17 protein-coding genes are annotated in these 20,769 nt (G+C 51.3%); 6 read left to right on the top strand and 11 right to left on the bottom strand.

Features of this window, described 5'->3' with window-relative positions; genetic code table 11:
* Positions 1-4 precede the first annotated feature (4 nt).
* The 3 genes from BBD42_RS04180 to BBD42_RS04190 all read right to left on the bottom strand — a co-directional run bounded on the left by BBD42_RS04180 (position 5) and on the right by BBD42_RS04190 (position 3,167).
* Entirely contained in the window at positions 5-892 is an 888-nt protein-coding gene (locus BBD42_RS04180; RefSeq protein ID WP_099517129.1) for a carbohydrate ABC transporter permease, read from the bottom strand.
* Between the two features lie 12 nt (positions 893-904).
* Positions 905-1,774, bottom strand: a complete 870-nt coding sequence (locus tag BBD42_RS04185) for an ABC transporter permease (protein WP_099521444.1) — start codon at positions 1,772-1,774, stop codon at positions 905-907.
* 346 nt (positions 1,775-2,120) lie between these two features.
* Positions 2,121-3,167 (bottom strand): 2,3-butanediol dehydrogenase, encoded by a 1,047-nt coding sequence (locus tag BBD42_RS04190; RefSeq protein ID WP_099517130.1) that lies wholly within the window; start codon positions 3,165-3,167, stop codon positions 2,121-2,123.
* Between the two features lie 134 nt (positions 3,168-3,301).
* On the opposite strand from BBD42_RS04190, the gene BBD42_RS04195 reads away from it, so the two are divergent.
* Complete coding sequence (locus BBD42_RS04195; protein WP_099517131.1) at positions 3,302-4,201, top strand: LysR family transcriptional regulator; 900 nt, start codon at positions 3,302-3,304, stop codon at positions 4,199-4,201.
* A 111-nt stretch (positions 4,202-4,312) separates the two neighbouring features.
* On the opposite strand, the gene BBD42_RS04200 is transcribed toward BBD42_RS04195, so the two are convergent.
* Positions 4,313-5,173: a YheC/YheD family protein gene (locus BBD42_RS04200; protein ID WP_237163364.1), complete on the bottom strand. Its 861-nt coding sequence runs from the start codon at positions 5,171-5,173 to the stop codon at positions 4,313-4,315.
* Between the two features lie 287 nt (positions 5,174-5,460).
* Between BBD42_RS04200 and BBD42_RS04205 the strand changes: the two genes are divergently transcribed.
* The 3 genes from BBD42_RS04205 to BBD42_RS04215 are packed head-to-tail and all read left to right on the top strand — an operon-like array spanning position 5,461 to position 8,721.
* Positions 5,461-6,681, top strand: a complete 1,221-nt coding sequence (locus tag BBD42_RS04205) for a phenylacetate--CoA ligase family protein (protein WP_099517132.1) — start codon at positions 5,461-5,463, stop codon at positions 6,679-6,681.
* A gap of 16 nt (positions 6,682-6,697) precedes the next feature.
* Positions 6,698-7,666 carry a 2,3-diaminopropionate biosynthesis protein SbnA gene (sbnA, locus tag BBD42_RS04210; protein ID WP_099517133.1) on the top strand — a complete coding sequence of 323 codons (969 nt, stop codon included), beginning with the start codon at positions 6,698-6,700 and terminating at the stop codon, positions 7,664-7,666.
* Positions 7,663-8,721, top strand: a complete 1,059-nt coding sequence (locus tag BBD42_RS04215; protein ID WP_099517134.1) for a 2,3-diaminopropionate biosynthesis protein SbnB — start codon at positions 7,663-7,665, stop codon at positions 8,719-8,721. The genes sbnA and BBD42_RS04215 overlap by 4 nt, the downstream gene beginning before the upstream one ends.
* Before the next feature lie 81 nt (positions 8,722-8,802).
* Here the strand turns inward: BBD42_RS04215 and BBD42_RS04220 are convergent, their stop codons facing one another.
* From BBD42_RS04220 to msrB, 6 genes are all read right to left on the bottom strand, one after another.
* On the bottom strand, positions 8,803-10,320 hold the full coding sequence (locus BBD42_RS04220) for an ABC transporter substrate-binding protein (protein ID WP_237163365.1): 1,518 nt from the start codon (positions 10,318-10,320) through the stop codon (positions 8,803-8,805).
* Between the two features lie 152 nt (positions 10,321-10,472).
* Complete coding sequence (locus BBD42_RS04225; protein ID WP_099517136.1) at positions 10,473-12,083, bottom strand: response regulator transcription factor; 1,611 nt, start codon at positions 12,081-12,083, stop codon at positions 10,473-10,475.
* Between the two features lie 16 nt (positions 12,084-12,099).
* Positions 12,100-13,851 (bottom strand): sensor histidine kinase, encoded by a 1,752-nt coding sequence (locus BBD42_RS04230; RefSeq protein ID WP_099517137.1) that lies wholly within the window; start codon positions 13,849-13,851, stop codon positions 12,100-12,102.
* 160 nt (positions 13,852-14,011) lie between these two features.
* Positions 14,012-15,538, bottom strand: a complete 1,527-nt coding sequence (locus BBD42_RS04235; protein ID WP_099517138.1) for a glycoside hydrolase family 43 protein — start codon at positions 15,536-15,538, stop codon at positions 14,012-14,014.
* Between the two features lie 257 nt (positions 15,539-15,795).
* Entirely contained in the window at positions 15,796-16,368 is a 573-nt protein-coding gene (locus tag BBD42_RS04240) for a nitroreductase family protein (RefSeq protein WP_099521446.1), read from the bottom strand.
* Positions 16,369-16,390: 22 nt separating this feature from the next.
* Entirely contained in the window at positions 16,391-17,380 is a 990-nt protein-coding gene (gene msrB / locus BBD42_RS04245; RefSeq protein ID WP_099517139.1) for a peptide-methionine (R)-S-oxide reductase MsrB, read from the bottom strand.
* Between the two features lie 264 nt (positions 17,381-17,644).
* Here msrB and BBD42_RS04250 point away from each other — a divergent pair, with 264 nt between their 5' ends.
* Positions 17,645-18,073 carry a hypothetical protein gene (locus tag BBD42_RS04250; protein WP_099517140.1) on the top strand — a complete coding sequence of 143 codons (429 nt, stop codon included), beginning with the start codon at positions 17,645-17,647 and terminating at the stop codon, positions 18,071-18,073.
* Positions 18,070-19,149, top strand: coding sequence for a phosphodiester glycosidase family protein (locus BBD42_RS04255; protein WP_099517141.1), 1,080 nt, complete (start codon positions 18,070-18,072; stop codon positions 19,147-19,149). The genes BBD42_RS04250 and BBD42_RS04255 overlap by 4 nt, the downstream gene beginning before the upstream one ends.
* Before the next feature lie 87 nt (positions 19,150-19,236).
* Here the strand turns inward: BBD42_RS04255 and BBD42_RS04260 are convergent, their stop codons facing one another.
* Positions 19,237-20,628 carry an NCS2 family permease gene (locus BBD42_RS04260; protein WP_099517142.1) on the bottom strand — a complete coding sequence of 464 codons (1,392 nt, stop codon included), beginning with the start codon at positions 20,626-20,628 and terminating at the stop codon, positions 19,237-19,239.
* Between the last annotated feature and the right edge of the window lie 141 nt (positions 20,629-20,769).

A 20,769-nucleotide genomic window follows, 5' to 3' on the forward strand; every position in this document is an offset into this window, starting at 1 on the left:
CCCCCTATCCTTTTACCGCCCCGATTGTAATGCCTTTAACAAAATATTTTTGGAAAAATGGATACGCGATAAGAATTGGAATCACGCCGACTACTGCAATCGCCATCCGCACGGTGCCGCTTGGCATTTTGGCCATGCTTTGGCCTGCATTGGAGCCAAGGCCGCTGTTCGACAGAAATTGAATATCCGTCAGTATCCGGTTCAAAATGTTCTGAATGCTGAACAGCTTCGGATCTGTTAAATAAACGAGCCCGTTGAACCAGTCATTCCAATAGCCAATCGTCTGGAACAATCCAATCGTTGCCAAAATCGGCAGCGACAGCGGCAGCACGATCGAACGGAACGTTCTGAATTCAGTTGCCCCGTCAATGTAAGCCGATTCTAAAATCGGGACAGGAATGGACGTAATGAAAAACGTGCGCATGAGCATAACGTTAAAGCCATTCATCAGGAGGCCCGGAATAATGAGCGCCCAGATCGTATTTTTAATATCGAGATATTGGGTGTAAATTAAGTAAGTCGGCACAAGCCCGCCGTTGAACAGCATCGTGAAAAAGACGAAAAACGCCAGTGGGTTGCGCAGCGGAATATCTCTTCTCGACAGCGGATAAGCAAGCATGGACGTAATAATTAAGCTCACCGATGTACCTAGAACGGTAACCAGAATTGTAATGCCATAAGCCCGCAGCAGCTCCTGCGATTGATCAAGCAAATAACGGTAGGCCGTCAAGCTGAATTGTTCTGGAAAAAAGGAATAGCCATTGCTGATAATAGCCTGCTCATCGGTGAAAGAAGATATTACCAGCAGGGCGAAGGGCAGCAGGCAGGCAATTGATATGGCCATCATAAACAGGTTGGCTGACCACTGCCATAATTTATTTTCATGCGTCATGTCATTCACTCCTTAGAATAATGCGTTGTCTTTGTTGATTTTGCGTACAATGTAGTTGGCTAGCAGAACCAGAATGAATCCGACCAACGATTGATACAAGCCTGCCGCAGAGGACATCCCGATATCGCCGAGCTGCATCAAGCCGCGATATACATAAGTGTCGATAACGTTTGTCGTATCGCTGAGCGCGCCTGCGTCCATCGGAACTTGATAAAACAAGCCGAAGTCGGAGTAGAAAATCCGGCCGATTGCAAGCAGCGTCATCATTGTAATAACTGGCGAAATGAGCGGCAGCGTAATCGATTTAATTTGCTGCCATTTGGATGCGCCATCGAGCGTTGCCGCTTCATAATATTCCTGATCGATTCCAATAATCGCTGCCAAATAAACGACGCAGTAGAAGCCAACGCTTTTCCACACATGCACAATGGTTAAAATATAAGGCCAGTATTGCGCCTCGCTGTACCAGGAAATCGAATCTAGACCGAGAAACGGCAGCACCGTCTTGTTCATAAAGCCCGTTTCAATGCTAAGCACCGCATAAACCAAATAGCTGACAATGACCATGGATATGAGAAAGGGCAGCAGCACGACGCTTTGATAAAAGCGGGCCATAATTTTACTGCGAATCTCATTGAGCAATATCGCTATTCCTACCGCAATGACCAGATTCAAAATGATAAAGCCGCCATTATACAAAATCGTGTTCCGCGTAATGATGTAGGCATCTGTCGTTTTGAACAAATATTCGAAGTTTTGCAGCCCGATCCATTCGCTGCCCCAAATCCCTTGTGCAAAATTGATGTTTTTGAAGGCGATAATAAGGCCGAACATCGGTGCATAATTGTTAACGATCAAATACGCCAGCCCCGGAAGCATCATTAGAAACAAAGGCAAATAGCGCTTGAACTGTTTCTTTTTCACGTTTGATTTGGCAACCTGCTTTGCCTGCTGGGGAGCTGCCGCTGCCACTGTCCCTTTATTTCCCGTCGTTTGTTCCATAGGTGAACCCCTTCTTTCTTCAGCATGAGCTTGTCGCTGTCTTATACTTTGATGATAGTGCATGCGCCCTTGCGCCCTCTACCGCTCAGACGACTTCTCATTTGCACTATTACGACGCTCCTGCTCCACCATTGAAAGCCCCGTGCTAGACGAAAAAAACAAATAGGCTGTTCCAAGGCCCATTTGCATGACCTTTGGAACAGCCTATTTGTTTTCAATAATAGAATCAGGATTGGGTATGAATCAAAATTTTAGCCTGCGCTTTGTCTTTGATGAGCAGCTCCAGACCTTCCTCAACGAGGTTGTCCAGCTTGATTTTTTTCGTAATGACCTTCTTCACATCAAGGCGGCCCGAGGAAACCATCGCGATGACCTCTGGGAATATATGATGGTAGGCCAATGACGTTTTAATCGATATCTCCTTCACCAAGATGCTGTTCACATCCAAAGTAACCGGACTGGCATAACCAGCAATAATGAGCAGCTGCCCGCCTTTTTTGATGACCTCAAGGGCACTTGTGAATGTCGCCTGAGCGCCTGCTGCTTCAAAGGCCACATCGACGCCGTTCACATGCTGGGCCAAAATTTCTGCAGTTGCATCTGCTTCCAAGCTGTTCACAACCGAGGTTGCGCCAACTTCAAGCGCTTTGCTTAAACGTTCCGGCGAAATATCTACAGCCATAATGCTCGCAGCTCCAGCCGCCTTTGCTGCCATAATCGTTAACAGCCCAATTGGGCCTGCCCCGTAAACGACGACCGAATCACCGATCTTCAACTGGCTTTCCTTAACGGCATGAACGGTGACGGCAGTTGGCTCCATCAATGCCCCTTCCTCAAGTGTTACATTATCCGGAAGCTTATGAGCTTTGCTGGCATTTGCGACTGCATATTGAGCAAATCCGCCGTCGTCCTGCAAGCCAAGGAAAGCAAACGGACTAGCCAGATTGTATTTGCCTCGCTGTACGTAATAGTCATCTTCGGCATACACGATCGGCTCTACAGCTACGCGGTCCCCAACAGCCAGATGGGTTACTCCTTCGCCAAGCTCGGTCACAACGCCCGCAAACTCATGGCCTAGCACAAGCGGAAGGCCGCGGCCTGTAACGGGATGAGGCTCGGCCGATACGCCAAACCCATGATGGTAGGCATGCAGGTCGCTTCCGCAAATCCCGGCCCATTCCACCTTTATTTTCACTTGGCCTGCCGCAGCTGCAGGCTCGTTCACATTTTCGATACGGACATCTTTAGCTCCATAAATAACAGCAGCTTTCATATAAAGCATCTCCTTTAGCAACAAAATGATAGCGCTTATATTGTCTTACCGTTATTGTACTCCTGTTGTTAAATTAAATATAATTAATTATACTTACATTTAATTAAGCAACACTTATGTAAAGGAAGCGGCCTATGAACCTTGAACAGCTAATGTATGTCGTCGAATTGAGCAAATCCAAATCGTTATCCGAAGCAGCGACGAATCTTCATATTTCCCAATCTGCCCTCAGCCAATCCCTCACTAGCCTGGAAAAAGAACTCGGGCTAAAGCTGTTCAAACGTGCCCGAACCGGCACATTGCCTACCGCTGAAGGTGCAGCCATTATAAAAAAAGTGCATGAAGCTGCCAAAATAATCGAGGAAATCCGTCTGGAAGCCGCTAGCAATTTGAACAGCCTGAGCGGCGAGCTTCGCTTGTCCACGATGCCCGCCCAAATGAAGACGATGGTTAAAGTGATCGCCTGGCTGAAAAAAGAGCATCCCGCTCTGCGCATCGAGGTTACGGAGGATGGCTCATTGAATACGCTTGGCAGCGTGCGGGAGGGGATGGCTGATCTCGGGATGATTGCGATGCGGGAAGACAAGCTGCCGATAGAGGGCCTCTCATTCCATTCACTATGCAGGGGAAAAATGGTCGCACTCGTTGGTGCCCAATCTCCGCTTGCCTCCCGGGCTTCCATATCGCCGGAGGAATTGCGGCAATACCCTTTCGTCCTGTACAAGGACGACCATGTCGACCAGTTCATCCATGATTTTACCAGGCAGCACGGGGCTGTGGAGGTGCTGTTTCGAACCGATTACGATGTCGCCATTCAAAGCGCTTTGCTGGAGGGGCTGGCTGTCTCGATCGGCCATGACTATTCCTTCCGGCAAAATGCCAACGAAACGATCCGGCAATTTGCAATGCTGGAAATTGAAGATTTTTTTCAGCAGCCTGTCCACTTTGGCTGGGTCCGGGCGAAAAACCGGCCGAATGCGCCGGTAATGGATTATTTTATCAACCGTTTTGAGCATGAGTATACGTTCAAGTAGGCCACTGCCGTGGGAAACAAGCAGGCTGAAAAAAAGGCCTTATGCCTGGCCTGCCCCCTACGGCAGGCCAGGCATAAGGACACCTGCTCGCGATAGCTACGGCCTCCTCGCTTATTTTCCGCGCTTCGCCTTTTTACATTTCAGGCTATACGTTTTGCCGTATGCTTTGCCATACCGGACGATACGCCGCAGCATCGTCTGATCCGCGAGCAGCGAAAACGGGCATGGATCAGGCACCGTATTCACCTCAAGAATCCACGGCTTCAGCTTGCCGTCAATTGCAAAATCGAGCCCGAGCTCCTTAATGCCGGGAGATGTGCGGCGCAGCAGCTTCGCGGTTCGCAGGGCGAGCCGGTCCATCTGCTTCAGCAGCCGCTTCCGCCTTGCGGGACCCGCATATTTTTTCAGCAAATGTACAGTTGAATAGATCGTGCCGCCCTGGCTGCCGTTTGTGACGATTTTGCGCGGATGCGCGGCTCTGCCGACCGTTCCCGTCGCCTCCCAGCCACCTTGCGGAGCGCGCTGCACCATAAGCCGAATATCGAAGGGACGGCTTTTATGCTTAAGCAGGCGAATGCCCTTCTGCACCAAATAACGCTTCCCCTTCATATCCTTGTGAATCGCACGGTAAGCTGCCGTGTATGTGGTAAAGGTCGATTTTTTCAAGCCTAATTGATACGAGTATTTCGGTTTCGCTTTGCGCTTCTCCATCTTCATGACGCCGCGCCCCTGCGAGCCTCTAGTCGGCTTTACATACACCATTCCATATTGCGCGAGCATGCTGCGAAGGCCGTCCTTAGTCGCCAGCTTCGTCCGCGGGATGTGCTTCTTCAGCGTTAGATCCTTCCGCATCGCAATCGTTTTGCTCCACTTGTCCCCAATAATCCGGCCTTTGGTACGTACACTTTTGCTTCCCTTGCCGCTATGGCTCCTTGCTCGCAAACCCTTCGCTATCTTTCTGTTCCTCGTCACTTTACCCCTCCATTCCAGTCTCCTATTAGCATACGAACCTTTTCAAAAATGGTTGTAGGCCGCTGTCGGCATAGAACGAACCATCATGCAGCGGCTTCATATGCTTAATTAAGGCAGCCTGTCAGAATGTTTGTTCCATTCTAAGCATTTATAAGTTTCATCCTTATATCCGCTTAGAATTCTAGGGCAAAGCCCTTCGCTTGTCCCAGAAGGACGACAAAGTCGTTTTGCTTGGATTTCCAATACGTGACCGCCAGCGGTCCGTTAGTTAGGAGGCATATGCATAGATGGAGCCAAAACATACGCTTCAGCAGCAGCTTGCGCTTATTTGCCATTTTCATCCTTGGTATGGAGAGCTGCTTGCAGAGCGAGGCATTGATCCAAACGCCGCCGTACTGCCACAACTGCCGCTGATGACGGCGGACAAATTGGAGGCGCATTATTTCACGCAGGAGCTGCGGACGGAAGCCGGACTCTCCGTGTACCGTACGTCGGGAACGTCCTCGGGCATACGCAAAGCGATTTATTATTCTCCGGAGGATGATGAGCAATATATCGCCAGCAAAGCGGCCTGCTTCCGGGAGTGGCTGGCAAGGGGCCCGGCAGTTGTCACAAGGGCGCTTGCCGATATGGGAACGGGACATGCGGCTAGCACGGCCATTACGATTTTTCGACAGCTTGGCTTCCAAGCAGACTCGCTTTCCTTCGCCTTGCCGATAGAAGAACATATCAAGCGCCTCGCCACTTTTCGCCCGCAGCTGCTTTATACGATGCCTTCCATTCTCGACGCCATCGCTTCTGCCGCACCAGATCCGAAGGCCTTCGGCATACAAAAAATCATTATTGTCGGCGAAATTGCGCCTCCAGCTTGGCAGTCCAATATGGCTGCGCGGTTCGGCATCATCGCGAGCGATATTCTCGACACCTACGGCTCCATCGAGATCGGCGCCATTGCTTCCTACTCTCACGAGCATAGCGTTTATGTACTGGATGCTGGCATCCATGCCGAAGCGCTCCGTGCAGACGAAGTAGATCCACGCTTTGATACGCTCGAGGACAATGAAACGGTGCTTGTGCTTACATCATTCAAGCGTGCTCTGTTTCCCGCCGTCCGTTATGTCACCTACGATGTGGTTAGGGACTTCGGCACGGTCACGATTGACGGTCGGGCAAGGCAAACATTCAGCTGTATCTCGAAACGGATCGGAACCGATCTGAAGCACGGGGAAAAAATAAGCCTCTACGACATTGAAAGCGTCGTTCAGCAATTCGTAAGCGACGCCGAACTGCGCGTCCGGATTCGCGACAATAAACTGTCCATCCATATTCGCAGCAAAATGCTGGAAGATGGCATGCTTGCCGTTATACAGCAAGCCATTGAGCAAAAAATTGAAGCGATTGGCCAAATGATTCGGGGTCGCATGCTGTCCGGCATCGTGGTGACGCGGGCAGCGGAGGATGAGACGCTTGAGCGGGGAGCGGTCAAGTCGAAAAAACTTTATTTTTAGGAGGCGTTAATCGCCCATGGGAAAAGATTGGCTTTCTTGTATCGGCCAGACGCCGCTCGTCCAGCTATCAAAGCTGTTTGCGAATGATCGCGGCATTACCGTGCATGCCAAGCTGGAAATGCTTAACCCGAATGGCAGCGCGAAGGACCGCTCCGCCGCTCGCATTATTGCTGCGGCCTTGGAGCAGGGCCGCATCGGGCCCGGCTCTGTCATTGTCGAATCCAGCTCGGGCAATATGGCAATCAGCCTCGCCGCGATCTGCTCCTATCTCGGGATGCGGTTTATTAGCGTCGTAGACCCTAGAACGACGCAGCAAAACATCCGCATTATGCGCGCTTATGGCGCCGACATTGAGCTCGTTGAGGAGCCTGACCCGGACACAGGCGAGTTTCTGCCTGCCAGGCTGAACCGCGTTCAGCAGCTGCTTGCCGACATTCCGGGCAGCTATTGGCCGAATCAATACAACAATGAACATAATTATTTGTCTCATTATGAAGGCACCATGCAGGAAATTGTACAGGCGCTGGGCCGCGTCGATTATGTCATTGGCGGCGTCAGCACCTGCGGCACCATGCTCGGGTGCGCGCTGTATGCCCGCGACCATAAGCTGGATACGAAAATTGTGGCGGTCGATGCGGCGGGCAGCGTTATTTTTGGCGGTGTCAGTGGGAGCAGATTGTTTCCGGGCCTCGGAGCCGGCATCATCCCTCCGTTCGGGCAAAACCGATTTATGGACTATGCGATAAAAGTGAACGATGCCGATATGGTTGCTGGCTGCCGGATGCTGGTGAAGCAGGAGGCGATTTTGGCCGGGCCATCGTCCGGCGCCGTTATTTTTGCCCTTCAATCGATGATGCATGAGCTGCCGGATCGCTCTATTTGCACCGTTATTTTGCATGATCGCGGCGAACGCTATATGGATACGGTCTACAATGATGATTGGGCTGAGCAGCAATTCCGCCATGAGGAAGGAGAACGAGCTTGATTTACCTTGGGGAAAAACATATCCGTGCCGCTGGACTCCATTGGCAGGAGCTGGTGGATCGCATTGAAGATGCGGTGCATGTGATGGATAGCGGCGATTATGCCCAGCCGGTAAAGCCTTATTTGCGATACGGCGGCCATGCGGCAAACCGAATCATTGCCATGCCCGCCTATGTAGGCGGCAGCATGCACACAGCCGGCATAAAGTGGATTGCCAGCTTCCCTGGCAACCTGCAGGCCGGACTGCCCAGAGCGCATAGCCTGCTGGTGCTGAATGATGCAGACACGGGCATGCCGTATGCGATTGTCCATGCATCCCTGCCGAGCGCAGCACGGACAGCTGCCGTTAGCGCTGTGCTGCTTCGCCATTATTTGCGTGCGCGCAGCGCTCAGCAGCCAAGCAAGCCGCAGCGCATAACGCTCGGCATTATCGGCTTCGGCCCAGTCGGCCAGCTGCATTACGACATGTGCGGGCAGCTGTTCGGCGAAACAATCGATGAAGCTTACGTTTATGACATTCGCGGAGTCGAGCTGGATGATATCAACCTCGCCGCAGCTGCTGCTGCCGATGTTGTCAGCACTGCTGGTACCGATACAGCCGACACTGGCAAAAATGTCGGACTACGTGGACGAACGAAGGTGGCAGGCAGCTGGCAAGAGCTATACAGCCGCTGCAACGTCATTATTACTTGTACGGTAAGCGACAGGCGCTACATCGATCTTCCGCCCCTTCCAGGCAGCCTGCTGCTGGACGTTTCGCTGCGCGACTACACCGCAGCAGCCTTGAGCAGCGTAAACGCCATCATCGTCGATGATTGGGATGAGGTATGCCGGGAAAACACCGACATTGAGCTGCTGCATAAGGCGCGGGGGCTCGCGAAAGAAGGTACCCGCTCGCTCGCCGATGTCGTATGCCGCAGCGCGCTTGCTGGATTCGACCCGGCTGAGCCCGTTCTATTTTGCCCGATGGGAATGGCCGTCTTTGATATTGCAACAGCGAACTATTGGGTGCAAAAAGCTCGGGAGCTCGGCATTGGACTGGAAATCGAAGCATAGTCGGCAAAACACAAGCAACCGCCGACCCTCACGAGGAGGGTTGGCGGTTGCTTGTGTTTGCGCCAGATTGCTTGGCCTATTTTATTTCGCTGCCGCCCATGCATCAAGCTGCTTCTGTTTTTCGGCTACGATTTTTTCGATTCCTGCTGCTTTCAGCTTGGAGATAAATTCTGGCAGTGTTTTGTCCGGATCAAGCGTACCTGTTTCCAGACCCAATCGGTATTGATTCAGAACATTCGTTACCGAAGCATATTCGGTTTTAACCGATGCGGAATCAAAGGTGAAGCCCAGCGCTTTGGATTTTGTAGCATTTTTGTTGAACTCATCTGTTTCTTTCCAAATATCCGGGTTGTCGCCTTCAAAAGTGTAGGACATAAACTGGTTGCCAAACAACCAGCCTGTATTCGGATTGTAGCCGCTGTTGTTGGCATCTACACCGTCAGCGTATTTAATGACGTTTTCTTGGTCTGTTTTGACATAATGCTTGCCTTCAATACCCCAGTCAATCAGGTTAATTACATCTTTGTCGCTATACATCAGATTTAGGAATTTCATGGATGCCTCTGGGTTCGTCGCGTTGCGCGGAATTCCCCACATAATATTCGTTACCGTTTCTGTTTTGGCTACAGGCTCTGTAATTTCGCCTTTAGCAATTGTCGTGCCGACGAGGCGCGACTCCTGCATTTCAATGCCCGGCTTCAAGTTCGCTACATAAGCAGCGGTACGGCCAGCTTTAATCAGATCGGCGATGCTTTCTTTATTCGTTGCCGCATCCTTTAAAATATACCCGGCTTGGTACCAGCCGCGAATGCGTTTTAGCAAATCGGCATATTCTTGTGTCTCATAATAGTTGACGACCTTCAGGTCATCCTGTCCATTATTAAGCAGCACGCCATAACCGTCGCCCAATTTATCCAGCTTGTACAAATACTCTGCAATGGATGCCCCTGCCGTACCCGGAGCGATTACAGCCATGTTCGGTTCTTTCTCTTTCATAATCTTCATCATGTCTTCCAATGCATCAATGGAGTTGATTTTTGCAGCATCGATGCCGTATTTGTCTGCCAAATCCTTACGGATCAATACGCCATAGTTGAGCGCGAGATCGCGGATCGAAGGCACAGCGTAGATTTTGCCTCCAATGCTGCTCGCTTTAACAAACTCTTCTCCAACGGCTGTTTTGATCCCTTGTCCATATTGCTCAAGCAGGTCATCCAGAGGCAGCAATTGGCCTTTCGCCACTTGCGGGGCATAACCAAGCGTTGGGCTGCTGCCGGTAACGATCAGGTCCAGCTTCTCGTTGCTTGTCAGCATCAGGTTCATTTGCTGATTCCATGCACCGATGCCGATTGGCAGCAGCTTCACAGTCGCATTAATTTTCTCTTTAGTCAGCTTGCTCAGCTCGTCTTGTACCGCCTGCAGGTCCGTAGGCGTGTTGCCAAACGTAATGTACGCAACGGTTAGTTCAGTCGCCGCTTCTGTCTTGCCGCCGGAGCTGTTGCCGCCGGTTGTGCCTGTGCCCGCCTCTCCATTGCTTCCCGAGCCGCCGCCGCCGCATGCGCTCAGCACCAAGCCCAGCACGAGGACCAAGCTGATCATTGTTGTTATCCTTCTCATTCGTAATTCCCCCGATGCTTTATAGTATCGAGATTCGGCTCGTCTCTAACGAGTGAATCTATCCTCATTGTAGAGAATCCCCATACCCGCTACTGCCCCGCAGACGACTTTTTGGTAAGCGTTTTCCGACCATTTCAACGGCCCTGCTGCTCGAGCTCATAGTTTTGCCTGAATTCCAGCGGATTGACGCCTGCGTACTTCTTAAACATCCTTGAAAAATGCGAGAAGTTCGCATAGCCTACGTGAACGGCTATCGCGCTGACCGGCATATCCGTCTGCATCAGCAGCTCCTTTGCTACAAGCAGTCGTTCATTGAGCAAATAATCGGAAATGGACAAGCCTGTTTTCTTTTTGAAAATGCGCGTTAAGTAGTCCGGGTTCAAAAACACATGATTCGCCAGCTCCTCGCGCGTAATTTCCTTGTTCTGATTCAGCTTAATATAAGCAATGACCCGCTCGACTACCGTCTGAGTCTCTTCAACAGACTTCGCATAATCCGCCGCTTTGGTCACAATATGGTCGATCCAGGCATACATGTCCGTCACCGAACGGCTCGCCCGGCCCGACAGCTCAATCGACTCGTCATCGCCAAACAATTGATGGGCCTGAATGCCCTTCAACTGGAGCATATAATACATCATTTGCAGAAAATCCTGATGGAACGTGTGCAGCCGCTTTGCATCAAGCGTTCCCAGCCGAATGCATTCCTTAAGATGAGCGTCTATTGCCGCGAGCAGCTTGTCCTTGGAGCCTTCCTTCAGCAGTACAGCCCACAGGCTTAAATCGGGCAGCTTCATCTCGGGCGTCAGGCTTGATCTGCCGCTAGTATGCAAAACGATATTGCTAAGCGCAACATTGTTCTGATCGAGATTTGCAAGCCGCCTAGCCATCGCCGACAGCTGGTAGCTAGGCACAGGCTCGCCAATGTAACAGGAAAGATCGCAATAGAAGTAGGCATTGCAAGCGGAAATAAACAAGGAGCAGGCATCTCGCAAGGCGGCGAGCTCCGGCTCATCATTGATCTCCATCGGCAGCAGCGCGATGAGCTTGTCTTTTTCCCATTGCACCAAATGCCCGCTTGCGCCATGGTTCAAAATCGTCTCCTCCGCCGCATTGCGCAGGGCGATTTCCATAATTTTTTCATCGCGTACCGACAGCTTTTTGCGCCAGCGCTGAACCGAGATCAGAATTGGCAGATGCCGCAAATGCTCCATATAGGGCAGATAACGCTCGGTAGCCGCCTCTTTAATCGAGGTTTCATACGCTGGAATCGTCTGGTTCAAAATGTCCAGCCAAAACCGCTCCGTCATAATCGGCTGCTGCTTAAACCAATATTGCCCGTATTCGCTGAATTGGGCGAGCTCGCTGTCCTTGTTGATTTTGTCGGTCGCTTTGACAATAACCTTCTCCAGCTCCGCGTAGGGAATCGGCTTGAGAATATAATCCAGGCTGCCGAGCTTCATCGCCTGCTTCGCAAATTCAAAATCAGCGTGGCAGGTCAGAAACACCGACTCCGTCTTCGGGTATTTCTCCCGCACCCACTCCAGCAGCTCCAATCCGCTGCCCTGCGGCATTTCAATATCGCACAGCATCAGATCGATGGCCTGCTGCTCGAATATTTCCTTCGCTTGGCGGATATTATAGGCGGTATACACTTCGCTCACTTGAAGCTTGTCCCAATCGATGGCCGATTCAATTGCCTTGACCGCATGCACTTCATCATCGACTATGAGTACCGAATACATGTAAATTCCCCCTTCGCTAGCTATGTTCCGTCTCTGCATTCATCGGCAGGGTGATTTCAACAATCGCTCCTCCACCATGAGCGTTGGCGAATGATATTTGCGCCCGGCCTTCATAAAGCAGCCGCAGCCGTTCGCAAATGTTCCAAATGCCGACCTGACCGCCTTGTTCCCGCATTAATTTTCTTCCTTCCTGAAGCTCCTTCAATACCTCTTCATCAAAGCCTTTGCCGGTGTCCTGCACGACAATTCGCATTTTGGGTTCATCGGTCGTATCCAGAAGCTCGATGCGAATATGAATATGCACCGCTTCATCCAGCGTTACGGCATATTTTACGGCATTTTCAACAAGGGACTGAATAATGAGCGGCGGCAGGCTGGCATTCATCAAATAATCAGGCGCCTCCATGCTGCTTGTCAGGCTGTCCGGGTAACGCAGCTCCTGAATGCGGACATAATTGCTTACATGATCCAGCTCCTGCTTCAAGGAAACGAAGCTGAGATTGCTGCGAAACATATAGCGGAAATAGCCTACCAGACAGAGGGTCAGCTCCTGAATCAGTTCATAATTGCGCACCTGGGCAAGGCTGTACATCATATTAAGAGAATTCATGAAAAAATGGGGATTGATTTGCAGCTGCAAATGCTGCAATTCCGCCTTTTGCTTGCTCAACTGCTCCTCGTATACATCAATTCGCAGCTGCTGAATATCCGCCATCATCGTATTGAACGTTTCGTTAACTAGCTTGAACTCCTCGGCGCTAGGAGCGGCCTTGATTCGGACGTCCAGATTGCCTTCGCGTATCCGCTTCATCGCCGCCAAAATCCGGTTCAGCGGGAGCAATATTTCCCGGCGCAGCATGAGCAGTCCAAGCGGTAAAATGATCAGCGAGCCTAGCGCAACAAAGGTAATCAGGCTCCGCAAATAAGGGAGATTTTCAAGTATTTTTTCATCCGGTATAACGGCTACCAGATTAAAATCCCCCCGAAGCGAAGGGGAGCCTACGACAAGAAACCGGGTTTTATCCCCGGTCATATAATAATCAGCCAAGCTATGATTGAGCTCAATGCCATGATCCTGAAGCAGACTAGATGTCGTTAGCGGAATACCGCCGCTCGTCGTCAGCAGCGACTGTCCCTTCTCCCCCAGATCGATCAGCCCCAATGCGCCAATTAATCGGTTCGCATTCACCCAGGCACCAATGTAGCTGCCGCCCGATTCCACGATATGATAAATATAATATTGATTGTTCAACTGCGTAATTTTCCAATCGGCAGCATGCAGCAGGCTCCCGTTGCTGTTCTTATCGAGCATCAGCTGGTTTAAGAACACCCGCATCCGTTCCCGTTCCTCAAAAGGCCTGCCCACTTGCGGACTAAGCATTAATTCCTTCTCCTGATCCGAATATACGAAAAAAGCATCCATGCTTTTATAAATCGCCAGCGCTTGCGACAGCTTGTTGGACAGGCTGATTTTCGCCATATAATATTCATCTGGCTGCCTTGTCGTGCCCATTACGAGCAAATCCGGATCAACAGCGGCGATGCTGTTCACATATTGATCCACATCCTCCAAGCTCTGGTCGATCTGATCCATATACAAGGTCATCATATTCCGGTTCGAATTGGCCACCTGATTGCGCACGACATCAATCGAATAGAAGCTGTTATACAGCAGCAATACAATAAGCGGCAGTGTAAACAGCAGAACACTGGTGATCAATCTCGTCCGGATCGAGCTCCACGATAAAATTTTCAATCGACTGTTCATTCACAAGCCCCCCGTTCTCCGCGACTACATCGATAATAGGCCATAATATCAATGCCATTATCATGAAACTTAGCACGCTCTAGGAAGGAAGATCAATCTTTATCGGGAAATTTGTCGAAAACCTTGTCGAAAATCGCTCCCAGCTGCCATACGCTTCCTTCTATGCCTCTATTTCATATTTGAACCAGTCGAAATACGCTGGCGCTGTACTGTTTTTTCCATTTCCCGTTGCATAAAGTCCGGCATACACACCTGTAAAGCCGCCAGCTACCTCTTTGGATAACATGGCACATTCTCCCGTTCCTAATACATGCGTCTGCCCATCCGGTACTGAATAGGTAAACGTATAATGGGTTTCATTTGCTGCAATGCCAAGCTCGATAAGAGAGTCGTTGTAATCCGCAGAATGCTCCACTTTCCAAAGGCTTCCGATCCGGCGGCGCAAAATCACCTGATTTTTGCCCTCCAGCCTGGCGAGTGCAATTTCATAATGGTAGCGCTCATTCATGAGCACCGTCATCCCCGCTTCCTCTCCATCTTGCTGCGGCTGAAATGCCATTAAAGTCGACCATTTTGCCTTAAAATGCTGCTGCCGCCTCCCAACAAATGCAGGCGACTCCGCATCGTCCAGCGTATAGGCGCTGCCGTGCAGCGCAAGCCAGCCCGGTCGCTCCGCAAGCGACCAGCTTGACTCGCTCGGATTCCGCAAAAAATTCCAACTGAGTGCGAGCTGCGGTTGATTGAAATGATCCAGCTCCTGCCATGCTTCCTGCTCGCTGAGCGGCAATGACGGCGCCTCCAGCTCTAATGCCGCCCGGCCGTGGCTGCCAATGATCGGCCAGCCGTCCGCAGTCCAGGTCACTGGCGCGCCAAACGTTTCGCGGCCCAAATGATGCGCCGCCGGGTAGCCTATCGGGCGGATGCCAAGAAACACCGCCCACCATTCCTGCTCGGAAATTTGGATAAGCTCGGCATGTCCGGTCGCCTGTATCGGGTTATCGGTGCTGCGCTGCGTCAAAATCGGATTATGCGGGCAGCTTTCAAACGGGCCAAACGGCTCCTTGCTCCTCGCCGCAGTGACCATATGCCCGTATTCGGTACCGCCTTCGGCAATGATGAGGTAGTACCACGCGCCGATTCGGTAAAGATGCGGCCCTTCAGGAAAGGAACCGCCTGTTCCTTCCCAGATCAGCTTCCGCTCGCTAAGCAGATGACCCGACTGCAAATCCAGCTCTGCCTGGTAAATGCCCGGAAGCTCACCGCCAAACATAACGCTCGTTCCGGTAATATAGACTTTCCCATCCGCATCGAAGAGCAGCGACGGATCGATACCCGGCCAGTCCTCAAGCCATACCGGCTCCGACCAAGGACCCTCCGGGCTGTCCGCCCAAACGTAAAAATTTTTGACTACCGATACATTCGTCGTAATCATATAGAAGCGCCCATTGTGATGCCTTAGTGTCGGCGCAAAAATCCCTCTGGAGCTTGGGCTTCCGTGCAGGGGTACTTGGCTTTCTCTCGTCAGGCAGTGCCCGATTTGCCTCCAGTTGACCAAATCCGTACTATGAAAAATCGGAACGCCTGGAAAGTATTCAAACGAGCTCGTCACCAAGTAATAATCGTCCCCGACACGGCACACGCTCGGATCAGGATAAAAACCGCTTAATATAGGATTAGAAAATAGCATATTTAGTTCCTCCACTTGAAGGGCAGTAACCCAGCTCTCGGTTGTTTACCAGGCTGCTCATCTGTTTTTCTTCATTGTAGTCTGGCCTTCCCTCGCGCTGCCGCCGCTTGGACGACCTATCACTGCCAGTTTCACGACTTTTTTAGCGGCTTAAGTGTCCGGAGGCTGCTGTTCCACGCCAAAAAGCCTCCCATCCCCGCATGGTGATGCGGTTCAGGAAGGCTTGGGCCTTCGGCTATTCCAATCTATGATTCATTTTACCCTTCCAGCCATACCGTCTTATCGGAGACGGATGTCCGCTTCGCTTCCAGCGGCTGCATATCTGGATATCCGAGATAAATAAGGGCAACAAACTGCTCCTCCGCATCAAGGCCAAACGTATCCTTCATTAGCGGATGGTACATCGGCTCGCCTGAGCGCCAGATGGCGCCCAGCCCATTCGCATGGGCAGCGAGCAGCAGGTTCTGCACAGCGGCTTGCGCCGCCGCCAGCTCTTCCGCATACACAGCGCGCGGGTCCTCTGCCGGCGAGCATACGACGCCAATGACGACAGGCGCACGGTAGGCTTTAGAGCGCTCCTTCGCCAGTCGGTCCTCAAGAGCGGTACCTATGCCAGTCTCCAGCGAAGCCAGCGCAACGCGCGCGTAGCCTTCGCCCAGCTTGGCACGGCCCTCTCCTGTCATGACGATAAATTTCCATGGCTGCGTATTATGGTGGCTCGGCGCCCAGCTAGCCGCCTCCAGCAGCTTTTCAATGAGACGGCGATCAATCGGGTCCTGTTTGACCCTTCCGATTGTACGTCTTCCCCTTATCGCTTCTTCCACTTGCATGTCCATTCCCCCATTCCTCCATTTAAGCCTTCAACCAGGCCGCATACTCGCCATAGCCCTCTGCCTCAAGTTGATCCTTTGGAATAAAACGCAGAGCTGCGGAATTAATGCAGTAGCGCAAGCCGCTCGGTCCAGGACCATCATTAAAAACATGTCCCAGATGCGAATCAGCCGCCTTGCTGCGGACTTCCGTGCGAATCATAAAATGGCTGATATCGCGGTGCTCCGTCACTTTCGATTCCTGAATCGGCTTCGTAAAGCTTGGCCAGCCGCAGCTGGAATCGAACTTGTCGCGCGAGCTGAACAGCGGCTCCCCCGATACGATATCCACATAAATGCCTTCTTCTTTATGATCCCAATATTCGCCGGTAAATGCCCGCTCCGTGCCGCTGTTTTGCGTTACTTCGAACTGAATAGGCGTCAATCGCTCTTTCAGCTCTCCCAGACTCTTCTTATATTGCCAATGGTTTGCGAGGAAATCCTCACGTCCAGAGCCTTTGCGGTAAGATTTGTAGCGCTGCGGATTTGAACGGTAGAAGCCTTGATGATAATCTTCCGCCAAATAAAAAGGCTGCGCCGGTTCAATCGGAGTTACGACGGGCTTATCGAATCGGCCGCTTGCATCAAGCGCCTTCTTCGAGGCTTCCGCCTTCACCCGTTGTTCCTCGCTATAATAAAAGATGCCGGGACGGTACGATTTGCCGCGATCCGCAAACTGGCCAGCCAGATCGGTCGGATCGATCTGCTGCCAAAAAACATCAAGCAGCTTCTCATAGGGGAAAATCGCCGGATCAAATGTAATTTGCACCGCTTCGGTATGGCCTGTCGTCTCCGAGCAGACTTGTTCATAGGTTGGATTCGGCACATGACCGCCTGTATAGCCCGATACTACCTCGATAATGCCGGGCATCTCCTCGAATGGAGAAACCATGCACCAGAAACAGCCTCCGGCGAATATCGCCTTTTCATATGATGATGACTCATTCTGGGTTTCATTAAACTCAACTGACATGTCTATACAGCCTCCTTTACAGGCTTGCTTGCAGCCGCTGCTGCTATACAATTGCCTGACCCTTATTATACCTCAACTGCCAGCCTCCGCAAAAGGACAACAAGACCTGCGCCCTATTCTTTGTTACAATGTAGTGACACGCGCAACAAAATGGCTTTTTTTCCGTCCAATACTATAGCCGTACAAGTCAGGTTACGATTGCAGTTCGTTCAGCCTCGTTGCAGCACACAATATGACTTTCTAAAATGAGGTGAACGTTAAAATATGAGCAACTTGCAAGAAGCTGAGCTTTCCAGCCACCATGAGCCGCTGCGGCGGCGCAAACGGAGCAATCGCGCTTTTTTCGTATTCGTTATCGTCTGGATCATTCTTATCTCCGGCGGCATTATGGGCGCCAAGTGGTACAGCGACAAAATCCAGCGCGAAGTCGCAGCGGATCTGGAGCGCCAGACGTCCGCGCAAATCGCGGCGATGCAGCAGGACTACACGCAGCGGATGGACAAGCTGGAAGCATCCTATAAGGAGGAGCTGGCCCAGCTCGATGCCAAGGTGGATGCCTTGAATGAGCTGTTGACCTTTACGAAGGATAATGCCGATTCCAAGACCGACAACAGCAACAAGCTGTATACCCAGCTTAATGAAGTGAAGAAGAAGCTAAACGAACTGCAAAAAAATCTGGATGTGTTGAAATGAATGTATCCGTAAAAGCACTCAATAGGACGATGCTGCTCGCGTGTACCCCTTTTCTCGGCATGCTGCTTTGGCTGCTGCTGTCGGAGGTGGCCGTTGAGCTGTCTACTACTGCTTTTCCCGTTCACGAGGCTGAAACGCAGCGGCAGGAGCCCGCAGCCTTCACCTCGAAGACAGCGGCGGGACTGGAGCAGGCTCGTACAACAGCCGAGCAGACGGGAAATCTGATTAAGAAGGAAATTACGCTATATAATCGGACCAATGCGGAAATGAAGCAAATCGCCAGCACCGCAGCTGCCCAAGCCCGCATACCGCTTGAAATTTACGACCAGCTCATTACGAGCAAGCTTGGAGCACCGTCGGCTACCGTTAATACGGACAAGCTTCGCGCCCAGCTCTTCCAAATCAAGACGCAAAACTTTCAAAGCTATGCGGTGAAAATCGAGCTGAAATCAGACGATGCGATGAAAATGTCGCTCGGCGGTGACAAGTATGGCGGCGCGGAGACGACGCTCGCAGCGGTGAAACGCCTCGGCGCGTATATCGGCATCAATGCTGGCGGTTTCGCAGACGCCCAGGGCGTTCGCTACCCGCTAAGCACGACGATGATGGACGGCGAATATGTGAATGGCTTCGAGCCGTCGTTTGCCGATTTATTTTTTGTCGGCTTGAACGAGGATAATGAGCTCGTCGGCGGAAAATTCACGAGCAAGGCGCAGCTCGACAGCCAGCATATGAAGTTTGGCGCATCGTTCGTGCCTGTTCTGCTGCAAAACGGTGCCGCCATGCCGATTCCCGATAAGTGGAAAAACAGCCCGAAGCGCGCACCGCGCACGGTCATCGCGAACTACAAGGACAATCAGCTGCTACTTCTCGTTGCCGATGGCTATAACGAGAATGGCAGCTCCGGCGCGACGCTGGAGGAGCTGCAAATTTTACTTAAGCGCTACGGCGCCGTGAATGGCTTCAATCTCGATGGCGGCGGCTCCTCGTCGCTGATCTGGAACGGCAGCGTCATTAATAGCCCTTCCGATCGCCAGCTCCGCAAGCTGCCAACGAGCTTCCTGTTTTTCAAGTAATGGCTTGAACGAATTTCTCTATCCTTATTAAACGTCAAAAAAAGCGTTCAACCCTGCTGCACGAGCGGGTTGAACGCTTTTTGTTGTTTATTCGCCGCCCATGAATACGTAACGCCCGATGACAAGCACGGCGAGTATCCACATGAGCCAGTGAATTTGGTATTTTTCCTTGGCTTTGCCTGACAGGTTGGCAACCGAGGCCAATACAACGTACGATACGATACCGAACGAAATGCCGTTCGCAATATTGTACGTAAATGGCATCAAAGCGAGCGTCAAAAATGACGGAATTGCATAAACCATATCCGAAAAATCAATTTCCTTGATCGACTGCATCATCAGCACGCCGACAATAATGAGAGCCGCATTCGTAGCTGCTGGAGGCACAAGTGCAACGAGCGGCGAGAGGAACACAGCCAGCAGGAAGCAGATACCTGTCGTAACCGAGGTAAGGCCTGTACGTCCGCCCTGCGCGATACCGGAGGAGCTTTCCACAAACGCTGTCACTGTGCTCGTTCCGAGCATTGCGCCGCCGCTAACGCCGATTGCATCGACGAACATCGCTTTGCCGATGCGCTTCTTGCCTTCCACCGGATCTTTCATGTAGCCAGCGCGGTTTGCCGTGCCGACAAGCGTTCCGAAGGTATCGAACAGCTCGACGAATGTAAACGTCAGAATGACGGTCACGAGGCCAACTTCCAATACACCAGGGAAATCAAAGTGGAACAAATTCATTTTCGAAAAATCAGGCACCCATGTTTGTCCGCTCAGCTTCTCGCTGACGTTCACCTGACCAATAGCAATCGCAATCGCCGTCGTGAGCAAAATCCCCCACAAAATCGCCCCAGGAATGCGAAGCACCATCATTATCCCGATAATGAACAGCGCCACAACCGTAAGTGCTACCGTACCATTGTGCAGGCTGCCGAGGTGAATGACCGTCTCCGATCCCGATACGTCGGTATAAGCTCCCTGCTTAATATCCGTGAAGCTGGATACGGCAATCGTCATAATGCCGCTGCCCTTAAGGCCGATAATCGCGATAAACAAGCCGATACCGACAGTAATCGCATGCTTAAGGCTGTCTGGCACGGCTGTAATCAGCATTTGCCTGATTTGAGTCACGGTCAAAATAATAAAAATAATACCCGAAATAAAAACCGCTGTAAGTCCCATTGCGATGGAAATCGGTTTTCCAGTCGCCTGTGAAGAAATAACCGTAGCTGCGAAATACGCATTAAGCCCCATTCCTGGTGCGAGAGCTACAGGGAAATTAACGAACAGCCCCATGGCAATCGTGAAAATGCCTGCTGACAGTGCCGTGGCCAAAAATACGGCTCCCCAGTCAAATCCGGCTGGTGTGAGCACAATCGGATTAACAGCCAGTATGTACGCCATGGTCATGAAGGTCGTCAGTCCTGCCATAATCTCCGTACGAATGTTCGTACCATGCTCTTTCAAGCGAAAAAATCGTTCCATCGCTATTCACTAGCCTCCTAAAGTCAAATTATACTGCGCACTGATGCATCTATTTTTAGAAACTCATTTTAATCAATTGCTTCCTTGTTTGTCAATGATTTAAAACGAACATTTACAATAGGCGTTCTTTAATCATTCGGG

The organism is Paenibacillus sp. BIHB 4019 (assembly GCF_002741035.1).
Taxonomy (GTDB): domain Bacteria; phylum Bacillota; class Bacilli; order Paenibacillales; family Paenibacillaceae; genus Pristimantibacillus.